General features: G+C 25.3%; 16 protein-coding genes, 1 pseudogene and 1 other annotated feature. Of the genes and pseudogenes, 11 read left to right on the top strand and 6 right to left on the bottom strand.

Annotated elements, in window-relative coordinates; translation table 11 throughout:
- Positions 1 to 14: 14 nt before the first annotated feature.
- Positions 15 to 827, top strand: a complete 813-nt coding sequence (locus JJC02_09595; GenBank protein ID UDN53172.1) for an alpha/beta hydrolase — start codon at positions 15 to 17, stop codon at positions 825 to 827.
- A 507-nt stretch (positions 828 to 1334) separates the two neighbouring features.
- Positions 1335 to 2273 carry a S8 family peptidase gene (locus tag JJC02_09590; protein ID UDN53171.1) on the top strand — a complete coding sequence of 313 codons (939 nt, stop codon included), beginning with the start codon at positions 1335 to 1337 and terminating at the stop codon, positions 2271 to 2273.
- 606 nt (positions 2274 to 2879) lie between these two features.
- Here JJC02_09590 and JJC02_09585 read toward each other — a convergent pair.
- Positions 2880 to 3799, bottom strand: a pseudogene (locus tag JJC02_09585) (Rpn family recombination-promoting nuclease/putative transposase).
- Positions 3800 to 4551: 752 nt separating this feature from the next.
- On the opposite strand from JJC02_09585, the gene JJC02_09580 reads away from it, so the two are divergent.
- The 6 genes from JJC02_09580 to JJC02_09555 all read left to right on the top strand — a co-directional run bounded on the left by JJC02_09580 (position 4552) and on the right by JJC02_09555 (position 10772).
- Positions 4552 to 6207 (top strand): helix-turn-helix domain-containing protein, encoded by a 1656-nt coding sequence (locus JJC02_09580; GenBank protein UDN53170.1) that lies wholly within the window; start codon positions 4552 to 4554, stop codon positions 6205 to 6207.
- A gap of 60 nt (positions 6208 to 6267) precedes the next feature.
- A complete protein-coding gene (locus JJC02_09575) occupies positions 6268 to 7020 on the top strand; it encodes a TSUP family transporter (GenBank protein ID UDN53169.1) in 753 nt (250 codons plus the stop codon).
- 699 nt (positions 7021 to 7719) lie between these two features.
- Positions 7720 to 8013, top strand: a complete 294-nt coding sequence (locus JJC02_09570) for a winged helix-turn-helix transcriptional regulator (GenBank protein UDN56409.1) — start codon at positions 7720 to 7722, stop codon at positions 8011 to 8013.
- Positions 7994 to 8635 carry an SdpI family protein gene (locus JJC02_09565; protein ID UDN53168.1) on the top strand — a complete coding sequence of 214 codons (642 nt, stop codon included), beginning with the start codon at positions 7994 to 7996 and terminating at the stop codon, positions 8633 to 8635. Before JJC02_09570 ends, JJC02_09565 begins: the two co-directional genes overlap by 20 nt.
- Before the next feature lie 263 nt (positions 8636 to 8898).
- Positions 8899 to 9063, top strand: coding sequence for a hypothetical protein (locus JJC02_09560; GenBank protein UDN53167.1), 165 nt, complete (start codon positions 8899 to 8901; stop codon positions 9061 to 9063).
- A gap of 476 nt (positions 9064 to 9539) precedes the next feature.
- On the top strand, positions 9540 to 10772 hold the full coding sequence (locus JJC02_09555) for an IS256 family transposase (GenBank protein UDN53166.1): 1233 nt from the start codon (positions 9540 to 9542) through the stop codon (positions 10770 to 10772).
- A 162-nt stretch (positions 10773 to 10934) separates the two neighbouring features.
- On the opposite strand, the gene JJC02_09550 is transcribed toward JJC02_09555, so the two are convergent.
- Positions 10935 to 11783 carry a hypothetical protein gene (locus JJC02_09550; GenBank protein UDN53165.1) on the bottom strand — a complete coding sequence of 283 codons (849 nt, stop codon included), beginning with the start codon at positions 11781 to 11783 and terminating at the stop codon, positions 10935 to 10937.
- A gap of 31 nt (positions 11784 to 11814) precedes the next feature.
- Positions 11815 to 12003: a hypothetical protein gene (locus JJC02_09545; protein ID UDN53164.1), complete on the bottom strand. Its 189-nt coding sequence runs from the start codon at positions 12001 to 12003 to the stop codon at positions 11815 to 11817.
- A 330-nt stretch (positions 12004 to 12333) separates the two neighbouring features.
- Here JJC02_09545 and JJC02_09540 point away from each other — a divergent pair, with 330 nt between their 5' ends.
- From JJC02_09540 to miaB, 3 genes are all read left to right on the top strand, one after another.
- Entirely contained in the window at positions 12334 to 12732 is a 399-nt protein-coding gene (locus JJC02_09540) for a hypothetical protein (protein ID UDN53163.1), read from the top strand.
- A 294-nt stretch (positions 12733 to 13026) separates the two neighbouring features.
- Positions 13027 to 13290, top strand: a binding site (T-box leader).
- Positions 13291 to 13439: 149 nt separating this feature from the next.
- A complete protein-coding gene (locus JJC02_09535; GenBank protein ID UDN53162.1) occupies positions 13440 to 13991 on the top strand; it encodes a tryptophan transporter in 552 nt (183 codons plus the stop codon).
- 559 nt (positions 13992 to 14550) lie between these two features.
- Positions 14551 to 15987 carry a tRNA (N6-isopentenyl adenosine(37)-C2)-methylthiotransferase MiaB gene (miaB, locus tag JJC02_09530; GenBank protein ID UDN53161.1) on the top strand — a complete coding sequence of 479 codons (1437 nt, stop codon included), beginning with the start codon at positions 14551 to 14553 and terminating at the stop codon, positions 15985 to 15987.
- A 281-nt stretch (positions 15988 to 16268) separates the two neighbouring features.
- On the opposite strand, the gene JJC02_09525 is transcribed toward miaB, so the two are convergent.
- The 3 genes from JJC02_09525 to JJC02_09515 all read right to left on the bottom strand — a co-directional run bounded on the left by JJC02_09525 (position 16269) and on the right by JJC02_09515 (position 18179).
- Positions 16269 to 16607 carry a DUF3784 domain-containing protein gene (locus tag JJC02_09525; GenBank protein UDN53160.1) on the bottom strand — a complete coding sequence of 113 codons (339 nt, stop codon included), beginning with the start codon at positions 16605 to 16607 and terminating at the stop codon, positions 16269 to 16271.
- Between the two features lie 306 nt (positions 16608 to 16913).
- Positions 16914 to 17525: a CoA pyrophosphatase gene (locus JJC02_09520; protein ID UDN53159.1), complete on the bottom strand. Its 612-nt coding sequence runs from the start codon at positions 17523 to 17525 to the stop codon at positions 16914 to 16916.
- 477 nt (positions 17526 to 18002) lie between these two features.
- The gene (locus tag JJC02_09515) at positions 18003 to 18179 is read right to left on the bottom strand and encodes a hypothetical protein (GenBank protein UDN53158.1); all 177 of its coding nucleotides are present in this window, start codon (positions 18177 to 18179) and stop codon (positions 18003 to 18005) included.
- Between the last annotated feature and the right edge of the window lie 33 nt (positions 18180 to 18212).

The following is an 18212-nucleotide window of genomic DNA, read 5'->3' as shown; positions in this document are numbered from 1 at the left end:
GTGAGGAATAGACTATGTTTTATAATGCAAAAAGTTGTCAAATGATGATAGGCAGTAATACAGTGAACTATATTGAGTTTGGTAGTGGTAAGAAGACACTAATTATTTTGCCAGGATTAGGGGATGGTTTATTTCCTTTACATGGAAAAATACAGGCAATTGCTTTTGCTTTTAAATATAAGCAATTTGCAAAAGATTATAAGGTTTATATGTTCAGTAGAAAAAATCAAATTACAGAAAAATATTCTACAAGGGATATGGCTAAAGATCAAGCAGATATAATGAAAAAACTTGGAATTATGAAAGCGGAAGTAATGGGTGTTTCCCAAGGTGGAATGATAGCTCAATATCTGGCAATTGATTATCCTGATTTAGTTGAGAAACTTGTGTTGACAGTTACTTCTTCTAAGCAAAATGACACTATCCAAAACGTTATTTGTAGTTGGATTGATATGGCTAAGAAGCAGAATTACAATGGTTTAATGATTGACACAGCAAACAAATCCTATTCTGAAAGATATTTAAAAAAATACCGATTATTTATTCCTCTTTTAGGAAAAGTAGGTAAACCAAAGGATTTCAAACGATTTATTATTCAAGCGACTTCTTGCATAGAACATAATGCCTTTTCAGAATTAAATAAAATAACGTGTCCAACCCTAATTATAGGTGGTGCTAACGATAAAATTGTTGGAAATAAAGCTTCTTTTTATTTAGCAGAAAAAATTAAAAGAAGCGAAATATTTATCTATGAGGGATTGGGACACGCCACATATGAAGAAGCACAGGATTTCAACGAAAGAGTTTTAGAGTTTTTAAATAAGTAAATACCTTTGTTAAAAATATACATATAAACGTTGGAAATTTAATATGGAAAATGGAAACATGAAAAGATACTGGACTGGTATTTTTACTATACACAACCAGTTTCTGATGTATTATCTGCTATAAACTCAAATATAGCTTTTGTGTGGTGGTGCATTGGTAAATCACCTATACAAACAGAGGAATTTTGTAAATACAGATTATACCAACATTTGTTAACTTATGAAAAGATAATCAAAATTTTTATGAGCTTTTTATATAAAAAATATAATGTTTGTATACAAAACTATTAAAGACATTCTAGTAAATTTTGTATATACAAGCAAACATGTATTTTTTAATATAGTTATCTAAATATTATTTTATATACAATAAAATATGACTCCTAAAAATAAAAAATATATCATAAATATAAATAAGTAGATATAGGTTTTAATTTGATTTATAAACCTGTTATAAAATAAAATTTATAATTTTTATAAGCAATAGAATTTTTAGGAGGATATATGATGAATAAAAGAATGAAACTAATTCCATATGAAATAAATGAGAGTCCAAGAAGTACAAAAAATAAGTTTCCATATGGAATAAAACAAATGAATGCTAGAGGAATGTGGGATGAAGGTTATACTGGTAAAAATATTGTAGTTGGTATAATAGATACAGGCTGTGATATATCCCATCCTCTTTTAAAAGGCAAAATAATTGGTGGAGCAAACTTTAGTGATGACAGTAATGGAAATAAAAATATATATGAGGATTTTAATGGGCATGGAACTCATGTGGCGGGAATTATAGCTGCATCTAATTATAATAATGAGGTTATGGGAGTAGCTCCCGATTGTAAATTATTAATAGCAAAGGCATTAAATAAAGATGGTATTGGAACATATCAAAGTATAATTAATGCCATTAATTTTGCTGTAAACAACAAGGTTGATATTATATCTATGTCTCTTGGAGGAAACAAAGATGATAAAAATTTGAAAAATGCTGTCATGCAAGCAGTAAAAAATAATATTTCTGTAGTATGTGCAGCAGGTAATAATGGAGATGGAGATTCTAGTACAAGTGAGTATAGTTATCCAGCCAGTTATGCTGAGGTAATAGAGGTAGGTGCAATAAATGAAAACTATTTAGTTGAGAAGTTTAGTAATTCAAATACTACAATAGATTTGGTGGCTCCAGGAAGAAATATTATATCAACTTATATGGATAATAAACTTGCTATTATGAGTGGTACTAGTATGAGCGCACCATATGTATCAGGGTCACTAGCGCTAATTAAAGAATGGGCAAGAGAGGAGTTTGAAAGAGATTTAGATGAAGCTGAACTGTATGCACAATTAATAAAATGTACAAGAGCACTTGGAATACCTAGAACAGAACAAGGAAATGGATACTTATATTTAAATCTTTATAAATATAAGAATAATAGCAAAAGATAATTTCTAATTTAATGATAAAATAGTTATATTATATATAGTTGAGATAAATAATATAAATTATTTAGGTGTAGAATCTTATATATATTTATAAAGATATTGAATAATAAAGTTTATAGACATGTTAGGGAATTAGAGTTGTAAAATAAATATACGATATTATAGATAGCACATCTGAAAAAGGTGTGTTTTTCTATGTATTTATACATATAAAAAGACCTTTAAGATAATTTAGAATAGATATAAAAGTACTATAAGTTAAAAACTTTCTTATGAAAGATTAGAAATACAATATAATGTTGTGGTACAAATAAAGTAATATAAAATACAAATGATAAACATTATCAATAAGCGTTGGATTTCAAAAATAATTATGATATTCTATATTTAGAAAAACAAAGAGATTTTAAATAAAGGAATCTTTTATTTTTTAGATGTTAGTTACTAACTATTGATTAATCCCTTGTCCTTTACACCTTTCACTACGACGGACTTCATCTTCAAGTGATTTTTGCATCTCAATATTTATATAATTATTTTCTTCATCTTCAGCTAATTTATTATTGATTTTATAGAAAAAACATTAGCTAGATAGCTAATGTTTTTAGATTAATTGTTATTATAAATCTCTTTAATTTCATCTTCACTTAAATCAAAATCATCAAATTTGCTTAATATATCATTTAATTTAAAACCATTCTTTTTTAACATTACAATTAACTTATGATCTTTTCTTCTAGCTTCTTCTCTTTTACCTTTTTCAATACCTTCATTAAAAATTTCTTCCTTGAAGTTTCTACTTTTATTCATAATATATGCACCTCTTTTCAGATTTAATAAATATTCTTCATTTCTTCCTAGATCTTTTAACCTATCTAAAGCTTTCCTAATAACATAGTCATTATTAGCTATAATCCTAACATCTAAATTAGAAGGATTGCTAATGAGTTTTCCCCATAATAGGATTCTATTTACTATATTATTGTGTCTACTAATCTTAGGAAGCTCTACAAAGTACAATGCTGTTTTTTTTGAATAAATATCTGGGTGACCATCCATGCTTAATCTCATGCAGTTTATATAATCATCTATTTGATTATATTTTACATGATTTAGTATATGTATTCCAATTGTTTTTCCAATTTCTTTATATTCTTTACCTTCTTCTAATTTTCTACCATGTACACGACTAAGGTAATATTCAGCCCTTTCTAAAAAATCATCTTCAAGTGCTCTTTGCATCTCAATATTTATATGATTATTTTCTTCATCTTCAGCTAAAATATCAAGTCTAGGTCTTTTCTCACCAATGTAATTAATCGTTGGATCAGTTTCAACTCGGATTATTTTTTTTATTTGAGTAAAAGGTTTAATGTTTCTATTAGCATGTGGAGCATCTTTGAGAATATCATTTATAAAATTTACAAGTAAATCGTAATCCATTCTCTGTCCTTTTCTTCAACTATAGTTCGTTTATACTCTTTTGATGTTTTAATAATCTTAGATTTTTCTTCTAATTTTTCTCTCATATCAACACCTCTTTTTTTATTATATCAATTTTTTCTTAATTAATCTCTTTTTTATATATAATTACCTCCCTTATTATTTAATTGACTAATGAATGCAATTTATTTTTTTATTTACTTAAAATAGCTTATTTTTTCTTTATTTGAATAATATGGGATAGATTTACTTTTTTTGAAAAAATATTTTAATATATTAGGCCCTACTATACTTTAATATAAATATTTTTGGAGTATAAAAGTAAAAAAGCTGAATAAAGAAATGAATTCTTAAAACAGGACTAATTTATTTATATTGGTAAACTACCATTTGTTTTAAGTATATTATTTTGTAGACTCAAGTTTCTTAATCCATCTATTTGATATAGAATCTATATTCTTAGATAATAGAATATAATTTTTAAAAATCATATCCCAAAAATTTACTATAATATATATGGTTTCCAAAAATAATTAGAAATATCCCAGCATCTATTTTTTTACTTATATCATTCTTTCCTTTTTCCACTTCAAATAATAAGACTTCAACCTAACTTGAAGTCAATACTTTTTATTGACTATTATATAAAGTATTTTTATAATGTTCTTATTCATATAAAATTTTAGGGAGGTAAAAATATGAAATATTCCATAATTGATGCATCAAAAATAACAAATATTTCTCCATATGTTATTTGATTTAATGAAAATTGATGGTGATGATATTATTTTAACATAATAAAGAAAAAATATTTAGACAAAAACTAAGAGGTGAGTTTATGGAGTATTTTAGTGAGTCAGATAATGAGGTACAACGATTTGATTGGGGAGAGGTTACATGGATACACGAACCATCAAAAACACAATTTAATAGACTTAGTGCTGGGATTGTAAGATTTTTTCCAGGGAACTGTCAAGAAAAGCATTTTCATTTAAGTGAAGAACAACTTTTTTATGTAATTCAGGGAGAAGGAATACAAATAGTTGATGGCAAAAAGGTCAATATAAGGGAGACATCTATAGTTTATTGTCCACCATGTTCAGAACATGAAATTATAAACACTGGTAAAATCGATTTAGTAATATTAATCACTTATGTTCCTCATAAATTTTCAAGCTTGAGACAAATACCTATCATATTTTCTGAAAACACTATACAAGAGTTAATTAATGTAAATATAATTGAAAATCTTGCAAATCAAATATCTAATATATTGAAGCTTAGAATATCTGTATATGATTCAAAACACAAAAAAATATTTGAGACTAAGAAAGAAAACAAATTTTGCGATATTTGTAAAGGTATAAAAATGTGCACTAAAAAGCTTGTTAAAAGTATAAATAATGATAACTTTGCAAAAGTGTATCATTGTGAGTATGGTGTTTCCAGTTTAGAGATACCTATAGTATTAGAAGAAAATATAGTTGGATATATAGAATGTGGCAATTTTATAGTATATAAGTCTATTGATATAGATAAAAATTTATCTGAATTATCAAGTAGTTCAGAGATTGACATAAAATACATAAACAAAATTTACAATGAATTTCCATTAAATCCTAAAAGTAGATTATATGTATTAAAAGAAAATTTATTAATGATGTCTGAATTTATTCAGGAAATAGCTAGGAGAAATTTCTTTGAAAATCAACTTAGTATAAAAGATGAGGAAATATTGAAGAATAGAAAAGAAAATATAAGGCTTGAAGAAGCACTTAAAAAAGCAAATAGTAGATTATTAGAAGAAGAGTACATTATTAATCCGATATATATGTTCAATAATGCTTTAAAAGAATATCCTTTTGAATTAGAACTTTATATTGAAAAAGAAATTAAAAATATGAACTTAGAAGGTGTTTATAATCTAATAGATACAAAGAAATTAATATATAATGATGTTAGAGGTATTATTCAGGAAATGATATTTGTATTGTCTAGAACAGCACTTAGAGATTTAGGAGATTTAAAACTTATATCTTATTTAAGAAATAAATACAATAAAAAAATATCACTTGTAAACAGTGATGAAGATTTATGGGATGTGTTATTTGAATTTTCCAAGGAATGCATTGATAAGAATAGAACATTTTGGAGAAAAGATAAGGGAAATCTGATTGAAAATATAAACGAATATATACAAAAATATTATAAAGAAAATATAAATTTGAATAGTATATCAGAGGTCTTTTTTATAAGCCCAAATTACTTGAGTTCTATTTTTAATGAAAAAAATAAAGTTTCAATAACTGAGTATATAAATCTTCTTAGGATAGAAGAATCTAAAAAATATCTGTTAGATAGAAGCGTGAGTATTAGTGATATTTGTAAGAAAGTAGGTTTTAATAATAGTAGTTATTTTTCACAAATATTTAAGAAGTTTAATAATATAACTCCAAATGAATATAGAAAGAATATGCTAGATAATAAACCTTAAATAAGATTATATAAGATATATATTGTAAGAAAAATTGGAAGAGAGTGATGGAGGAATTTTATGTTTGCAATTATTTTTTTATGTATAGGGGGATTTTTAGCTGCTTTTGTAGATTCTATAGCAGGAGGGGGAGGACTTATAAGCATGCCTGTTCTTATGGCAATTGGAGTGCCAGTGCATCTTGCTATTGGTACAAATAAATTTGCAGCATCAGCAGGGTGTATAAGTAGTGCTTATAGATACACAAAGTCTGGAAAAACAAATAATGACCTTTTAAAAAAATTAGTACCATTTACTATTATTGGTAGTATTTTAGGTGTGAGATGTGTGCTATCAATAAGTGAAGATATATTAAATGTTTTAGTTGTAGTAATGATTTTAATAGTGGCTATTTACACCTTTGTTTCTAAAAATTTAGGGCAAGAAGATAATTTCGAATCTATTAATAAGAAAAATTTAAGATTAGGAATGTTTATGGCTCTTATAATGGGTTTTTATGATGGTTTTTTTGGTCCAGGTACAGGTACTTTTTTAACTTTTGGATTTATAAAAATATATGGATATGATTTTTTACATGCTTCTGCAAATACAAAAATATTAAACTTAACAAGTAATATAACTTCATTGTTATTATTCATGATAAATGGTCAAGTAGATTATAAGATTGCTATAGTGTTTGCATTAGTAATGATAATAGGCGCTTATATAGGTGCTAAAGTTGCTATAAAGAAAGGTTCAAAGATGATAAAACCAATATTTTTAATAATGGCATTGTTTATGGTCATAAAATTGGTATATCAAACATTACTTTAGTTTATTGAGCTTTTAATTTTTATAATCAATTGTAGAACTTTTAGACTTAACCTAATTATATAGTTTTATAAAAATTCTAGTTATCTTCTAATGTAGTTCATATATAATACACATATAAATTGTAATATTATAATAGAAGAATTATATATCATAAAAATATAACTTTGATTTATGTATATTAAATATATAATAATTTGTGGGAGGAATGTTTATGAACATATCAAGAAGAGCTATGAAGATAATTGAGCTGGCACAAAAAATTGCTAATAAAAGAGGTGTAACAGTACAAGACGCTTGGAATGATGCGATAAGAGAATATAAAGAAAAATATGAATATGTTGCATAATGATATGCGTGATATTTTAAATATAGGAAAAATACAAAATAAAAGAGAGTGTCTCAAAATGAACTTTTTAGTTCATGAGTCATTCTTTTTTGTATGAAATCAAATATATTTTTATCATTTCACCAATGAAAAAGAGGCTTATCTTGAGACAACAACTTTTGTTAAATTAAAAAATTTAGATAAAATAAGAATTGAATAAAATCAACTTAAGTAAATTGGAAATACTCATATGAAAATTTTCAATAACTATTTAGAAATAATTATTTAGAAATTTTTCTAAATAGCTATTGAAATAAAATTAGAATTATGTTATATTCTATTTAGATGAAATTCTAAATAGCGAGGTGATGGTGTTGGGGTTTCCAGAAACATTCAAAGCTCTTTCAGACCCTATAAGAAGAGAAATATTGGTTATGCTGAGGGAGAATAAAAAGTCAGCAGGAGAAATTAGTGAAAAATTTAATATGACAAATGCTACAATTTCTTATCATCTATCTCAACTAAAAAAAGCAGGACTCATATTTGAGACAAAGTATAAAAACTTTATTTTCTATGAAATAAACATTTCAGTTTTCGAAGAGGTTATGCTTTGGTTTTCACAATTTATGGAGAAGGGAGAAAAAGATAATGAAAAAAGCGATAAATAAACAATTTGTTTTATCTACTTTAATATGTTTTATACCATTTATTATATCAATCTATTTTTATAATAGATTACCAAATGAAGTTGCAATTCATTTTGATAATTATGGAAATCCAAATAATTATGCTCCAAAGGTTATAGCAGCTTTTGGTGTACCATTTTTAATGCTATGTGTCCATTTATATACATGGTTTAGACTTGAAAATGAACCTAAAAAAGCTAGTTTTTCAAACGTTATGCAACATTTATCAAAATGGGGAGTTGCTATACTTTCAGTCATTTTACAAATAATGATGGTTTTGTATTCAACAGGAATTAGTTTGGATTTTAATTTTTATACAGGGTTGGTTTTAGGCATATTAGTTATTTTATTTGGAAATTATCTTCCTAAATGTAAGAGAAATTATTCTATGGGAATAATTTCACCATGGGCTCTTAATGATGAAGAAAATTGGAATAAGACACATCGTTTAGCTGGATGGATTTGGATTATTGGTGGGATATTATTAATTATTAATGCTTTTATTAGCATCCCTTTTTATAATATCTTTGTAATCTTTGCAATTGTAATACTACCATTTATATATTCTTATTTACTATATAGAGTTTCAATTAGAAATAACTAATATAATCAATTACTATCATAATATTTGGATAAATAGAATACATTTCAGAGCTAAAATATATAAAGAAATTTATTAATATACTTATTTTAGCTCTGAGTTTATTTATAGAGTAGAATAAACTGTTTTTGTTAAGAATTTTGAAAGTAAAATCAGACTAAAAAATAAAGGCACTAATTTGTCTAACGTTTATTGGTGAAAAATAAATATATAGAAGTTATAATAAATATATAAATAAATATATAAAAATATATGAGAGGTGTTATATGTTTGGTAAACCAAAAGAAAGTGTTAGATATCTAGACTTCAATGATGTAGCAGAAAAGTTTGGAGAAAAAAAGGCTGTTGCAATTTTTGATGCTATAGCTGGAAAAAAATCTAAAGAACATATTATTAAAGATATAGAAAAATTAGTGAAAAATGAAGTTTAGATATATTATAATGTTTAGATTATGTATTATAGAAATCGTGTGATTTAGTTGACTTTATACGTATAGTGTAGAGTACTTATCAAATAATATCTAGATGTAGCGATGTGAATTTAGTCAATATATTATTAATAATATAATTGAAAAATTATTAAGATTAGCAAATTAAATTTTTATAACTAAGTTTTAACAGTTATATTTTTAAATTTAAATAAAAAACTTATTGTTATAGATTAATATTTATATAGCAATAAGTCTTTATAATTTAAAATTGTAATTAGTTTTGTAAAAATTATGATTTAGCAATGAATTATATGTAAAAATACTTTAGAGAGTTAAAACTTGAATAGTTATTTTAGATTATTTTTTGGGGCTGTAAGTAGATTTGTGTAAAAACAAATTTACCTATAGTCTTTTTGGTATACAAAATTGGTAAATTTGGAATAATATTCATATAAAAAATTTTGGAGGTTTTGAAAATGAAAGATATAATTGTTCCAGATGTTGATTATCAAACAGAAGTTAAAAAATGCAAGACAATGGAAGATGTGGTTGGGAAAAATGGCCTTATGCAAAAACTATTCAAAGATGTTATTCAGCAACTATTAGATGCAGAAATGGAGGAGCATTTAGGTAGAAATAAATATGAAAGAAAAGATATGTGTGATAAAAATTATCGAAATGGATATAGTTCTAAAAATGTAAGTAGCAGTTTTGGAGAGGTAAATTTAGATATACCAAGAGATAGAAATGCTGAGTTTGAGCCGAAGGTTGTAAAAAAATATGAAACGGTTTGTAATGAACTAGATAAAAAAATAATTGGTCTTTATGCATGTGGCATGAGTGTAAGAGATATTCAATCAGAAATGGAAGAGCTGTATGGAATAGATGTATCACCATCAATGATATCTAAAATAACCGACAAGGTTGTGGAGGCTGCCGCCGAATGGCAAAGTAGAACTTTAGAATCAGTTTATCCAATTGTATATATGGATGCTATGCATTTTAAGGTAAGAGATGATAATAAAATAGTTTCTAAAGCTGCATATATATGTATGGCTTTAGATATGACTGGAAAAAAAGATATTCTAGGTATTTGGATAGGTGAAGCCGAAGGTGCTAAGTTTTGGTTATCAGTCTGCAATGACCTTAGAAATAGAGGGCTTGAAGATATATTGATTGCCTGTATGGATGGTCTAAAAGGACTTCCAGAAGCAATAAAAACGGTATATCCAGATGTAAGTATACAAACCTGTATAGTTCATCAAATTAGAAATAGTTTTAAATATATAGCATCAAAAGACCAAAAAGAATTTATGAAAGATTTAAAATCAGTTTACAAGGCATTTAATGAAGAAACAGCACTCTTGAACTTGGATTCCTTGAAGGAAAAATGGTATCAAAAATATTCAGTAGTAATAGATTCTTGGTATAATAATTGGAGTAATTTATCAACATTCTTTGCATACCCAGAAGATATTAGAAGAATTATATATACTACAAATGCACTGGAAGGTTTTAATAGGCAACTTAGAAAATATACTAAAGTCAGAACAGTATTTCCTACAGATGAGTCACTTAGAAAATCATTATACCTATCAACTATGAAAATTATTGAGAAATGGAACTCTCCAAATCAAAATTGGTCAGCTACATTAGGTCAACTTACAATAATGTTTGGAGATAGAATTCCTAAAAATTATATAATATAATTTTTTTGAAAAATGGTACATTTAGTGTATAAAAACCTAAATTTAACATACAATAAATGTGTATAAAATACCATTATTAGTATTTCCTGATAATAAAAAAATATTACTAGAATTGAAAATTTCCAGTAATATTTAATAGCAAAAATATATATTTACACAAATCTATATACATTCTCTATTTTTTAGTGTATTGAGATTAAGTTTTGAATCTTCATTATCTTTATTAAAATATAACGCTTTATTAAAACATTGCTGAGCTTCATCAAATCTTTTATGAAACATGAGTATAACTCCTTTTAAGTTATACACATTACTTGCATTTTTTTTATAGTCAGAATCCTTTTTATCTAGATACTTTAAAGAGTTATTAATTGAATCTAAAGCATTGTATGTTGCATCTGAATAATCAGGATATCCATCGAAACGCATATAATTACATGCCTGTGCATAATAAAGATTTGAGTCAGTAGGATTAATACCAATAGCTTTTTTTAGTATGACTTCAACTTCTTTAAAGGTTTTTAGTTCAAAATCATCAAGTTTAAGTTGGGCAAAATCCATACTATTAATACCAAATTCTTTTTTGAAATCTTCATAGAACAAGAGCTTGTATTTATTATTTTCAACTACAAAGTATCTATTTACCTTTAAAGAATCATCTTTTTTATAAAGAAGATTTTTTATTTCAAAAGTTTCTTCTAATTTAACCACATTTTTATACTTTTTTCCATCATAGTTATAAGTTTCTATAGTTTTTTCTTTATCTATTTTATAACTAATTATTCTTTTTGTTTTAATTAAAATATTTTGAAATTCTTCAAGATTATCCAGACTAATTTTTTTCTTGCTATCTTTGCTTAATAAACTATATGCTGTTTCATAGTCACCAGAGTTCATTCTATCAATATATTTTTTTGCTACTTCAGTAGCACTTTCTTTTGGAGAACATCCCACTGCAGATATTACAATTGATAATGTTAAGAGTAAAGTTATGCCTTTAGTAATATTCATAATGTAATCACCTATAATTAAATTTTATTAATTATATTTTAGCATCAAATATTGAATAAGTCATCAGCTTTAATAACCAACTTATCAGTTTATTTTCTCTTTCTTTTAAATCATTACTATTAAATTTTTCTAATTTAATTTCACCAACAATCATACTATCAGACATAAATAATACTCTTTCTGTTTTTGATGCTACTTTGGCATCATGAGTTACAAGCATAATAGTTGTTCCTAATTTATTAACATTTATAAGAATATCAATTACTTCATTTGTTAGCTTGGAGTTAAGTGAAACTGTAGGTTCATCTCCTTGTTAAGTTAAAATATATTGATGGAATATGGGCAGAAGTTGAAGTAGGTTTAATTTGTATTTTGTGTACTAAGTATCATAATTTAGTATTACTTAAAAAAAATTTAATAAAAGATAAAGTCTATAGAATAAAAATAATATTAAAGATAAGAAAATATATAAGAGATTTGAAAATTTTTGTAATTTTTAATTTAATATATTATAATAAACTAGACATAAGTTTTTATGAGGGAGGAAAATATGAAAGAAAAGAAAAAGATGATTGGAGTAGTTATATCTTTTTTACTTATAATCAGCATTATAAATCCATTACAAGCTGAAGCAGAAGTTATTACTGATTCTAGTGTATATATTTCTTCAACACAAGAGAATTATATATCTAATAACACTAGATTTAAAACTATTAAATCTAAAACTAAACACAAACGTAGTAAATTTAGTAAAAGTAGAGTGAAATTAAAAAAAAGAACTATAAGAACTAAAACATATGGACATGGAATTCTAAATAAACACAAAAGACAAGGTATAAGAAGATACAATATTTTATCAAAATTGGTACTTTCAATAATAGTTATGTTTATTGTTATAGTTTTAGTTATACTAATACTTGTTAAAAGAAAAAAGAAGAAATTTTATTAAATACAATAATAAAAATTATATAGTTGTTTTATGTGATTTTGTTGTATTATATACAATATTGATTATTACATCAAGATTCATTAACTGAACTGACAGAGGGAGAATTAGAGTAAAAAAAAGACTATTAAAGGAATTGTTTATAGAATTTTGGATGTGAAAAGAAATGCATAAGCTAATTTACTATGTTTTAGAAAAAATAGATTATAAAATATATTTTTAAATTTATAAAAACATATTGACATTTTTTAGGAAAAATAATATTATTATTTCAACGCCAAAATTTAATAAAGTAAATTAAATCCTATGACAAGGAAGAGTAGTCGAATTTAGGTTCAGTATAGAGAGCTGAGGATGGTGGAATCTTAGCAAGAAAAAATTTGATGAATGGCCCTTAGAGGAGTAAATTGAAATCATAGTTTTGAGAGTAGACTTTATCGTCAGTCGCACGTTACAGCGAATAAGGTATGTAAGTACTTGATAATGAGATATATAAAAATTTGATTTTATATTAATTTTTATATAATTTAGGTGGCAACGCGGATAATCTCCGTCCTATTAGTTTAGGACGGAGTTTTTTATTTTATTGAAAACTTAAAATATAGAGGGTGGTGAGAAAGATGTTATGAATTTCCAAAGTTAAAGATGATGATATAGTAAATTGGCAAAAAAATAAATTGAAAATTAAAAAAACAGGAGGAACTACAAAAATGAAAACAAATACAAAAAAACTAACTTTAAATGCAATACTTTTAGCGATGGGATTATTGATACATCAAATTACACCAGCTATAGGATTACCAATGAAACCAGATATACCACTAGCAATGTTATTTGTAATATTAGTTTTAAATAGAGATGATTATAAAACTTGTTTAATAGCAGGCATAGTAACTGGAATATTTACAGCACTTACATCAAGTTTCCCAGGAGGTCAAATTCCTAATGTAATAGATAAAACTCTTACAGCAAATGTAGTATTTTTATTAATGAGCATTAGTTATAAAATGCCTTTTATAAAAAGATTAGCTAAGAAGACACAAGATACTATAGTAGTTGCAATAATAATGCCAGTAGGAACACTTGTAAGTGGAACAATTTTTTTATTAGCAGCTCAGGCTATAGTTGGTCTTCCAGGTGCTTCATTCACAGCTTTATTTTTAGCAGTAGTATTGCCAGCTGTTTTAATAAATTTAGTTGCAGGAATATTTTTATTCAAGATTGTTAGTTTATCAATAAGAAGAGTTAGTTATCAAGCTTAAATATGAAATAATACTTTTATAGGATATATAAATTCGAATATAATTTAGCAATGTCTAAATGTAACAAATGGAATTGGAGATATTAATACTGGATTGTTAAAGATGATTCTAAGCCAACTACAAAGACTATAAAAGCTGGTATGTATGGCTAAGAATGGTAAGTTTGGAAGTGATATGAAGTTAGAAATGACAGCTTAGGTGATGTAGATGGAATAGTTACTAGTGATGTTTTCTCAGGAAGTAGATATAATAACAGTTGAGGAAGGACAACATTTAATATTAAAAATTGTTATTTGATTGAGAATGAATAGATTTTATTATATTCAAGAGTAAATTGTGTATTCTAATATAAGAAAGGTGTTTTAAACTAAAATTTAAAACATCTTTTTTACTGTTATGATAAGGAATATCTATTTTTATTTTTTAGAAATATACTATATTTAAATTATTAAATTTATCATCAAAACATATGTAGAAAAATAATATCTTTAAAAGATTTTTCTTATTTGATATAATTAAGGTTATGTGTAATATAAGAAATTAACTAGGAGGAATAGACGTGAGCAAAAGAAAACAAGTAACAATACCTATAGAGAAAATACAAGAACAAGATAAATATATAGAACAAATACACAGACAAAACGAAGAATACTTCAACAGAACAGGAAAGAGGAAACTCGTGTTTACTCAAACATTTGGATGCCAAATGAATGAACATGATTCAGAAAAATTATGTTCAATGCTAGAAGAAATGGGATACCAAATGTCAATGATGGCTGAAGAAAGTGATTTAATAATATATAACACATGTGCAGTCAGAGAAAATGCAGAGCTAAAAGTATATGGCAACTTAGGACAATTAAAACATCTAAAAGGAAAAAATCCAAATATGAAAATAGCTGTATGTGGGTGTATGATGCAACAGCCACATGTTGTAGAAGAACTAAGAAAAAAATATAAACATGTAGACCTTATATTTGGAACACATAATCTATATAAATTTCCACAATTACTTACAGAATCAATGAATTCTGACAAAATGTTAGTAGATGTATGGGATGTAGATGGAGAGGTAATAGAAGGTCTTAGAAGTAATAGAAAATTTGAACTAAAAGCGTTTGTAAATATAATGTATGGATGCAATAATTTCTGTACGTATTGTATAGTTCCATATACAAGAGGAAGAGAAAGAAGTAGAACTCCTGAAGATATAATTAATGAAATAAAAGAACTTGTAGCAAATGGAACGAAAGAAATAACTTTACTTGGACAAAATGTTGACTCTTATGGTAAGACACTTGAAAATCCAGTTACATTTGCAGAACTTCTAAGAAAAGTAAATGAGATAGAAGGAATTGAAAGAGTTAGATTTATGACATCTCATCCAAAAGATATATCTGATGAAGTAATATACGCAATTAGAGATTGTGATAAGGTATGTGAATTTTTACACTTACCAATACAATGTGGAAGCAGTAGTCTTTTGAAAAAAATGAATAGACATTATACAAAAGAATATTATTTAGAAATAATAGAAAAGGCTAAAAAAGAAGTACCAGACATTGCTTTTTCAACAGATTTAATGATAGGTTTTCCAGGAGAAACAGAAGAAGATTTATTGGATACTTTAGATGTAGTTGAAAAAGTTAGATATGATTCAGCCTTTACATTTATTTATTCCAAAAGACAGGGAACACCTGCTGCTAAAATGGAAAATCAAATACCAGAAGAAATAAAACATGAGAGATTTAATAGAGTGTTAGAAGCTGTAAATAGGATTTCAGCAGATATAAATAATGGATATAAAAATAGAATAGTTGAAGTTTTAGTTGAAGGAAGAAGTAAAAATAATGAGAATAAATTTGCTGGTAGAACTAGACAAAATAAACTTGTAAATTTCGAAGGCGGAAATGATGATTTAATTGGGAAATTAGTTATGGTTAGAATTACTGAACCTAGAACTTTTTCATTAAATGGAGTACTAATAAATGATTAATATTGTACAATATAATAAAATTATGTAAACTTATTAAAATAGATGTACTATAAAACAAAATATATTAAATTTTAAAAACATACATTACATATGTTATGTTAATTTCAGTTTTATCATAAATAAATTTGATATAAAATGTAAATTGATGGTACATCTATTTTTATTTTATCAAGTTTTACCTAACTATATATTAGTATTTCCTTATTATATACTAATATATTATAGAATAAACATAAAAAAGTAGTTAATCTTTCATAATTAACTGCTTAGCCTACTAAATATTATTTTTTACATTTCTTATTAGAGTAATAGATATTGAAAACCACACTAGCAAGTGTAACGATTATAAATATCACAACAAATGGAAACATTTCTTTTTCATCCATTTGTCCACTTTCTACTCTATAACCAAGAAATGCCATAATAAACAACATTATAGATACAATAAAAATAACAATGCTAGAACTTCTACATAATTTTTTCTTATCATATCTAGCTTTATCTTTATCACTCATAGTATTATAACCTGCTAATAGCATACTTGCTTTTCCATTAAATAACAATATACTTAAAATGAAAAAGGCAATTGCGAATATAACTATAAATCCTACTGCAAACATTATAAGCATCTCCATATATTTTGACTTACAATTTACTAACTTATTTTATTTTACCATAAACATACATTAAAATCATTTATTTCATATCTTAACTTTATTAGATATATTATTATGCTATAATTTATCTATAGTGTGATAATAATACTTAGTATTTACCTTGAAATTGTATTGGTAATTATGTAATAATAACTGGACAATAATCAAATAAAAAAATGTGAAACATAATTTCTTGTATTTTTTAGAATTATTACATTTTAAAATTAGAAAAACTTGTTATTTAAAAATTTGAATGTTTACTTACAAGTATTATTCTGATAAGAAATTTAAAAAGTTTTCTAGTATTTTTGCTGTCATACCCCATATTACATAATCTTTATATTTATAGAATAGAATAGGGTAACTTCCACTTTCAAATTTATAATCTTTTTGGTTTGGGATTGAACCATAAGGTAGATTTTCATCAGGAAAAACTTTTACAGTATTATTATAAGTATTTGGAGGATTTTCTAAAAGATATTTTATAGGCACCAAAAAAGTATGGTCAACTTCATCTTTATTTATATTTAAATTATTAATGTTTTTTATATATCCTAAATACGGATGTATAATAAATTTTACAGGTGTTATAAGTAGGTCTAGACTAGATATGATTTCTATATTGTCATTAAAAGTACCTAGTTCTTCACAAGTTTCTCTGATAGCAGCATCATATGGAGTTTCGTTTGATTCTATTTTACCTCCTGGAAAAGAAATCTCGTTAGGTTGATGTTTTAAATTTTTTGAGCGAACTTCAAATAATATATGATGTATGTTATTTATCTCTACTATTGGAACTAAAACAGATGCCCTTTTCATATTTTTATATCCGTTTATATATGGCTTGTAATCTTTGAACTTATTTTTAATATCGTTTATCATTTTTTCCTCCTGAAATAATATTATTAAAAATTGCATAATTGAGTTTTAACAATAATATATATAATTATGATTTATCTAATTTAAGATATAGTAACTATCTATATTATTATATAATATAATGATAAATATATATTAACAAATAATAAAAAAATTAATTTAATTGTATATAAGTTCTCTGTAAGGTATAGGTATTACGTTTGTACAAGATATGTTCCTAAAAGTCCATTGGCATTTGCTGTAACCGGTTCTTCTAAAGTACCAATAGCAGGTCTCCAAGAATGGAATATTAATCTATTAAACGTGGAAATCATTAGAATCTATATTATTAGAATTGTATAATTGGTGTAAATAGTATATGAGATAAACTAAACTGTTTATTTCATAAAAAGTAGACAATAAAGATTACTTTAATTGTTTATTTATGCATTACAAAACGTAGATAAAACTAAAAAGGATTTTCTAGAAAATAAAATTTCTTTAATTGTATCTGCTTACCAATACCATTACTTGATGCAAACAAGATTCTACTACATTCTCTCCGTATTCTAGTATAAAATCATTTAATTGTGTGTCTATAAAATTGCAGTAATCGTATGAACTGCATATATATGCAGTTAGTATATGTGTACATCTATCCATTTTATCTATAAACATATATCATTTATCCCCCTAAAAAACTTTCATAAA

The sequence above is a fragment of the Clostridioides sp. ES-S-0054-01 genome (genome assembly GCA_021561035.1).
Lineage (GTDB): Bacteria > Bacillota > Clostridia > Peptostreptococcales > Peptostreptococcaceae > Clostridioides.
This window is presented reverse-complemented; position numbering and strand designations above follow the sequence as displayed.

Coding starts and splice junctions, on each gene's coding strand:
- JJC02_09595 (UDN53172.1), top strand. CDS start 15: ATGTTTTATAATGCAAAAAGTTGTCAAATGATGATAGGCAGTAATACA.
- JJC02_09590 (UDN53171.1), top strand. CDS start 1,335: ATGAATAAAAGAATGAAACTAATTCCATATGAAATAAATGAGAGTCCA.
- JJC02_09580 (UDN53170.1), top strand. CDS start 4,552: ATGGAGTATTTTAGTGAGTCAGATAATGAGGTACAACGATTTGATTGG.
- JJC02_09575 (UDN53169.1), top strand. CDS start 6,268: ATGTTTGCAATTATTTTTTTATGTATAGGGGGATTTTTAGCTGCTTTT.
- JJC02_09565 (UDN53168.1), top strand. CDS start 7,994: ATGAAAAAAGCGATAAATAAACAATTTGTTTTATCTACTTTAATATGT.
- JJC02_09560 (UDN53167.1), top strand. CDS start 8,899: ATGTTTGGTAAACCAAAAGAAAGTGTTAGATATCTAGACTTCAATGAT.
- JJC02_09555 (UDN53166.1), top strand. CDS start 9,540: ATGAAAGATATAATTGTTCCAGATGTTGATTATCAAACAGAAGTTAAA.
- JJC02_09550 (UDN53165.1), bottom strand. CDS start 11,783: ATGAATATTACTAAAGGCATAACTTTACTCTTAACATTATCAATTGTA.
- JJC02_09545 (UDN53164.1), bottom strand. CDS start 12,003: ATGCTTGTAACTCATGATGCCAAAGTAGCATCAAAAACAGAAAGAGTA.
- JJC02_09540 (UDN53163.1), top strand. CDS start 12,334: ATGAAAGAAAAGAAAAAGATGATTGGAGTAGTTATATCTTTTTTACTT.
- JJC02_09535 (UDN53162.1), top strand. CDS start 13,440: ATGAAAACAAATACAAAAAAACTAACTTTAAATGCAATACTTTTAGCG.
- JJC02_09525 (UDN53160.1), bottom strand. CDS start 16,607: ATGTTTGCAGTAGGATTTATAGTTATATTCGCAATTGCCTTTTTCATT.
- JJC02_09520 (UDN53159.1), bottom strand. CDS start 17,525: ATGATAAACGATATTAAAAATAAGTTCAAAGATTACAAGCCATATATA.
- JJC02_09515 (UDN53158.1), bottom strand. CDS start 18,179: ATGTTTATAGATAAAATGGATAGATGTACACATATACTAACTGCATAT.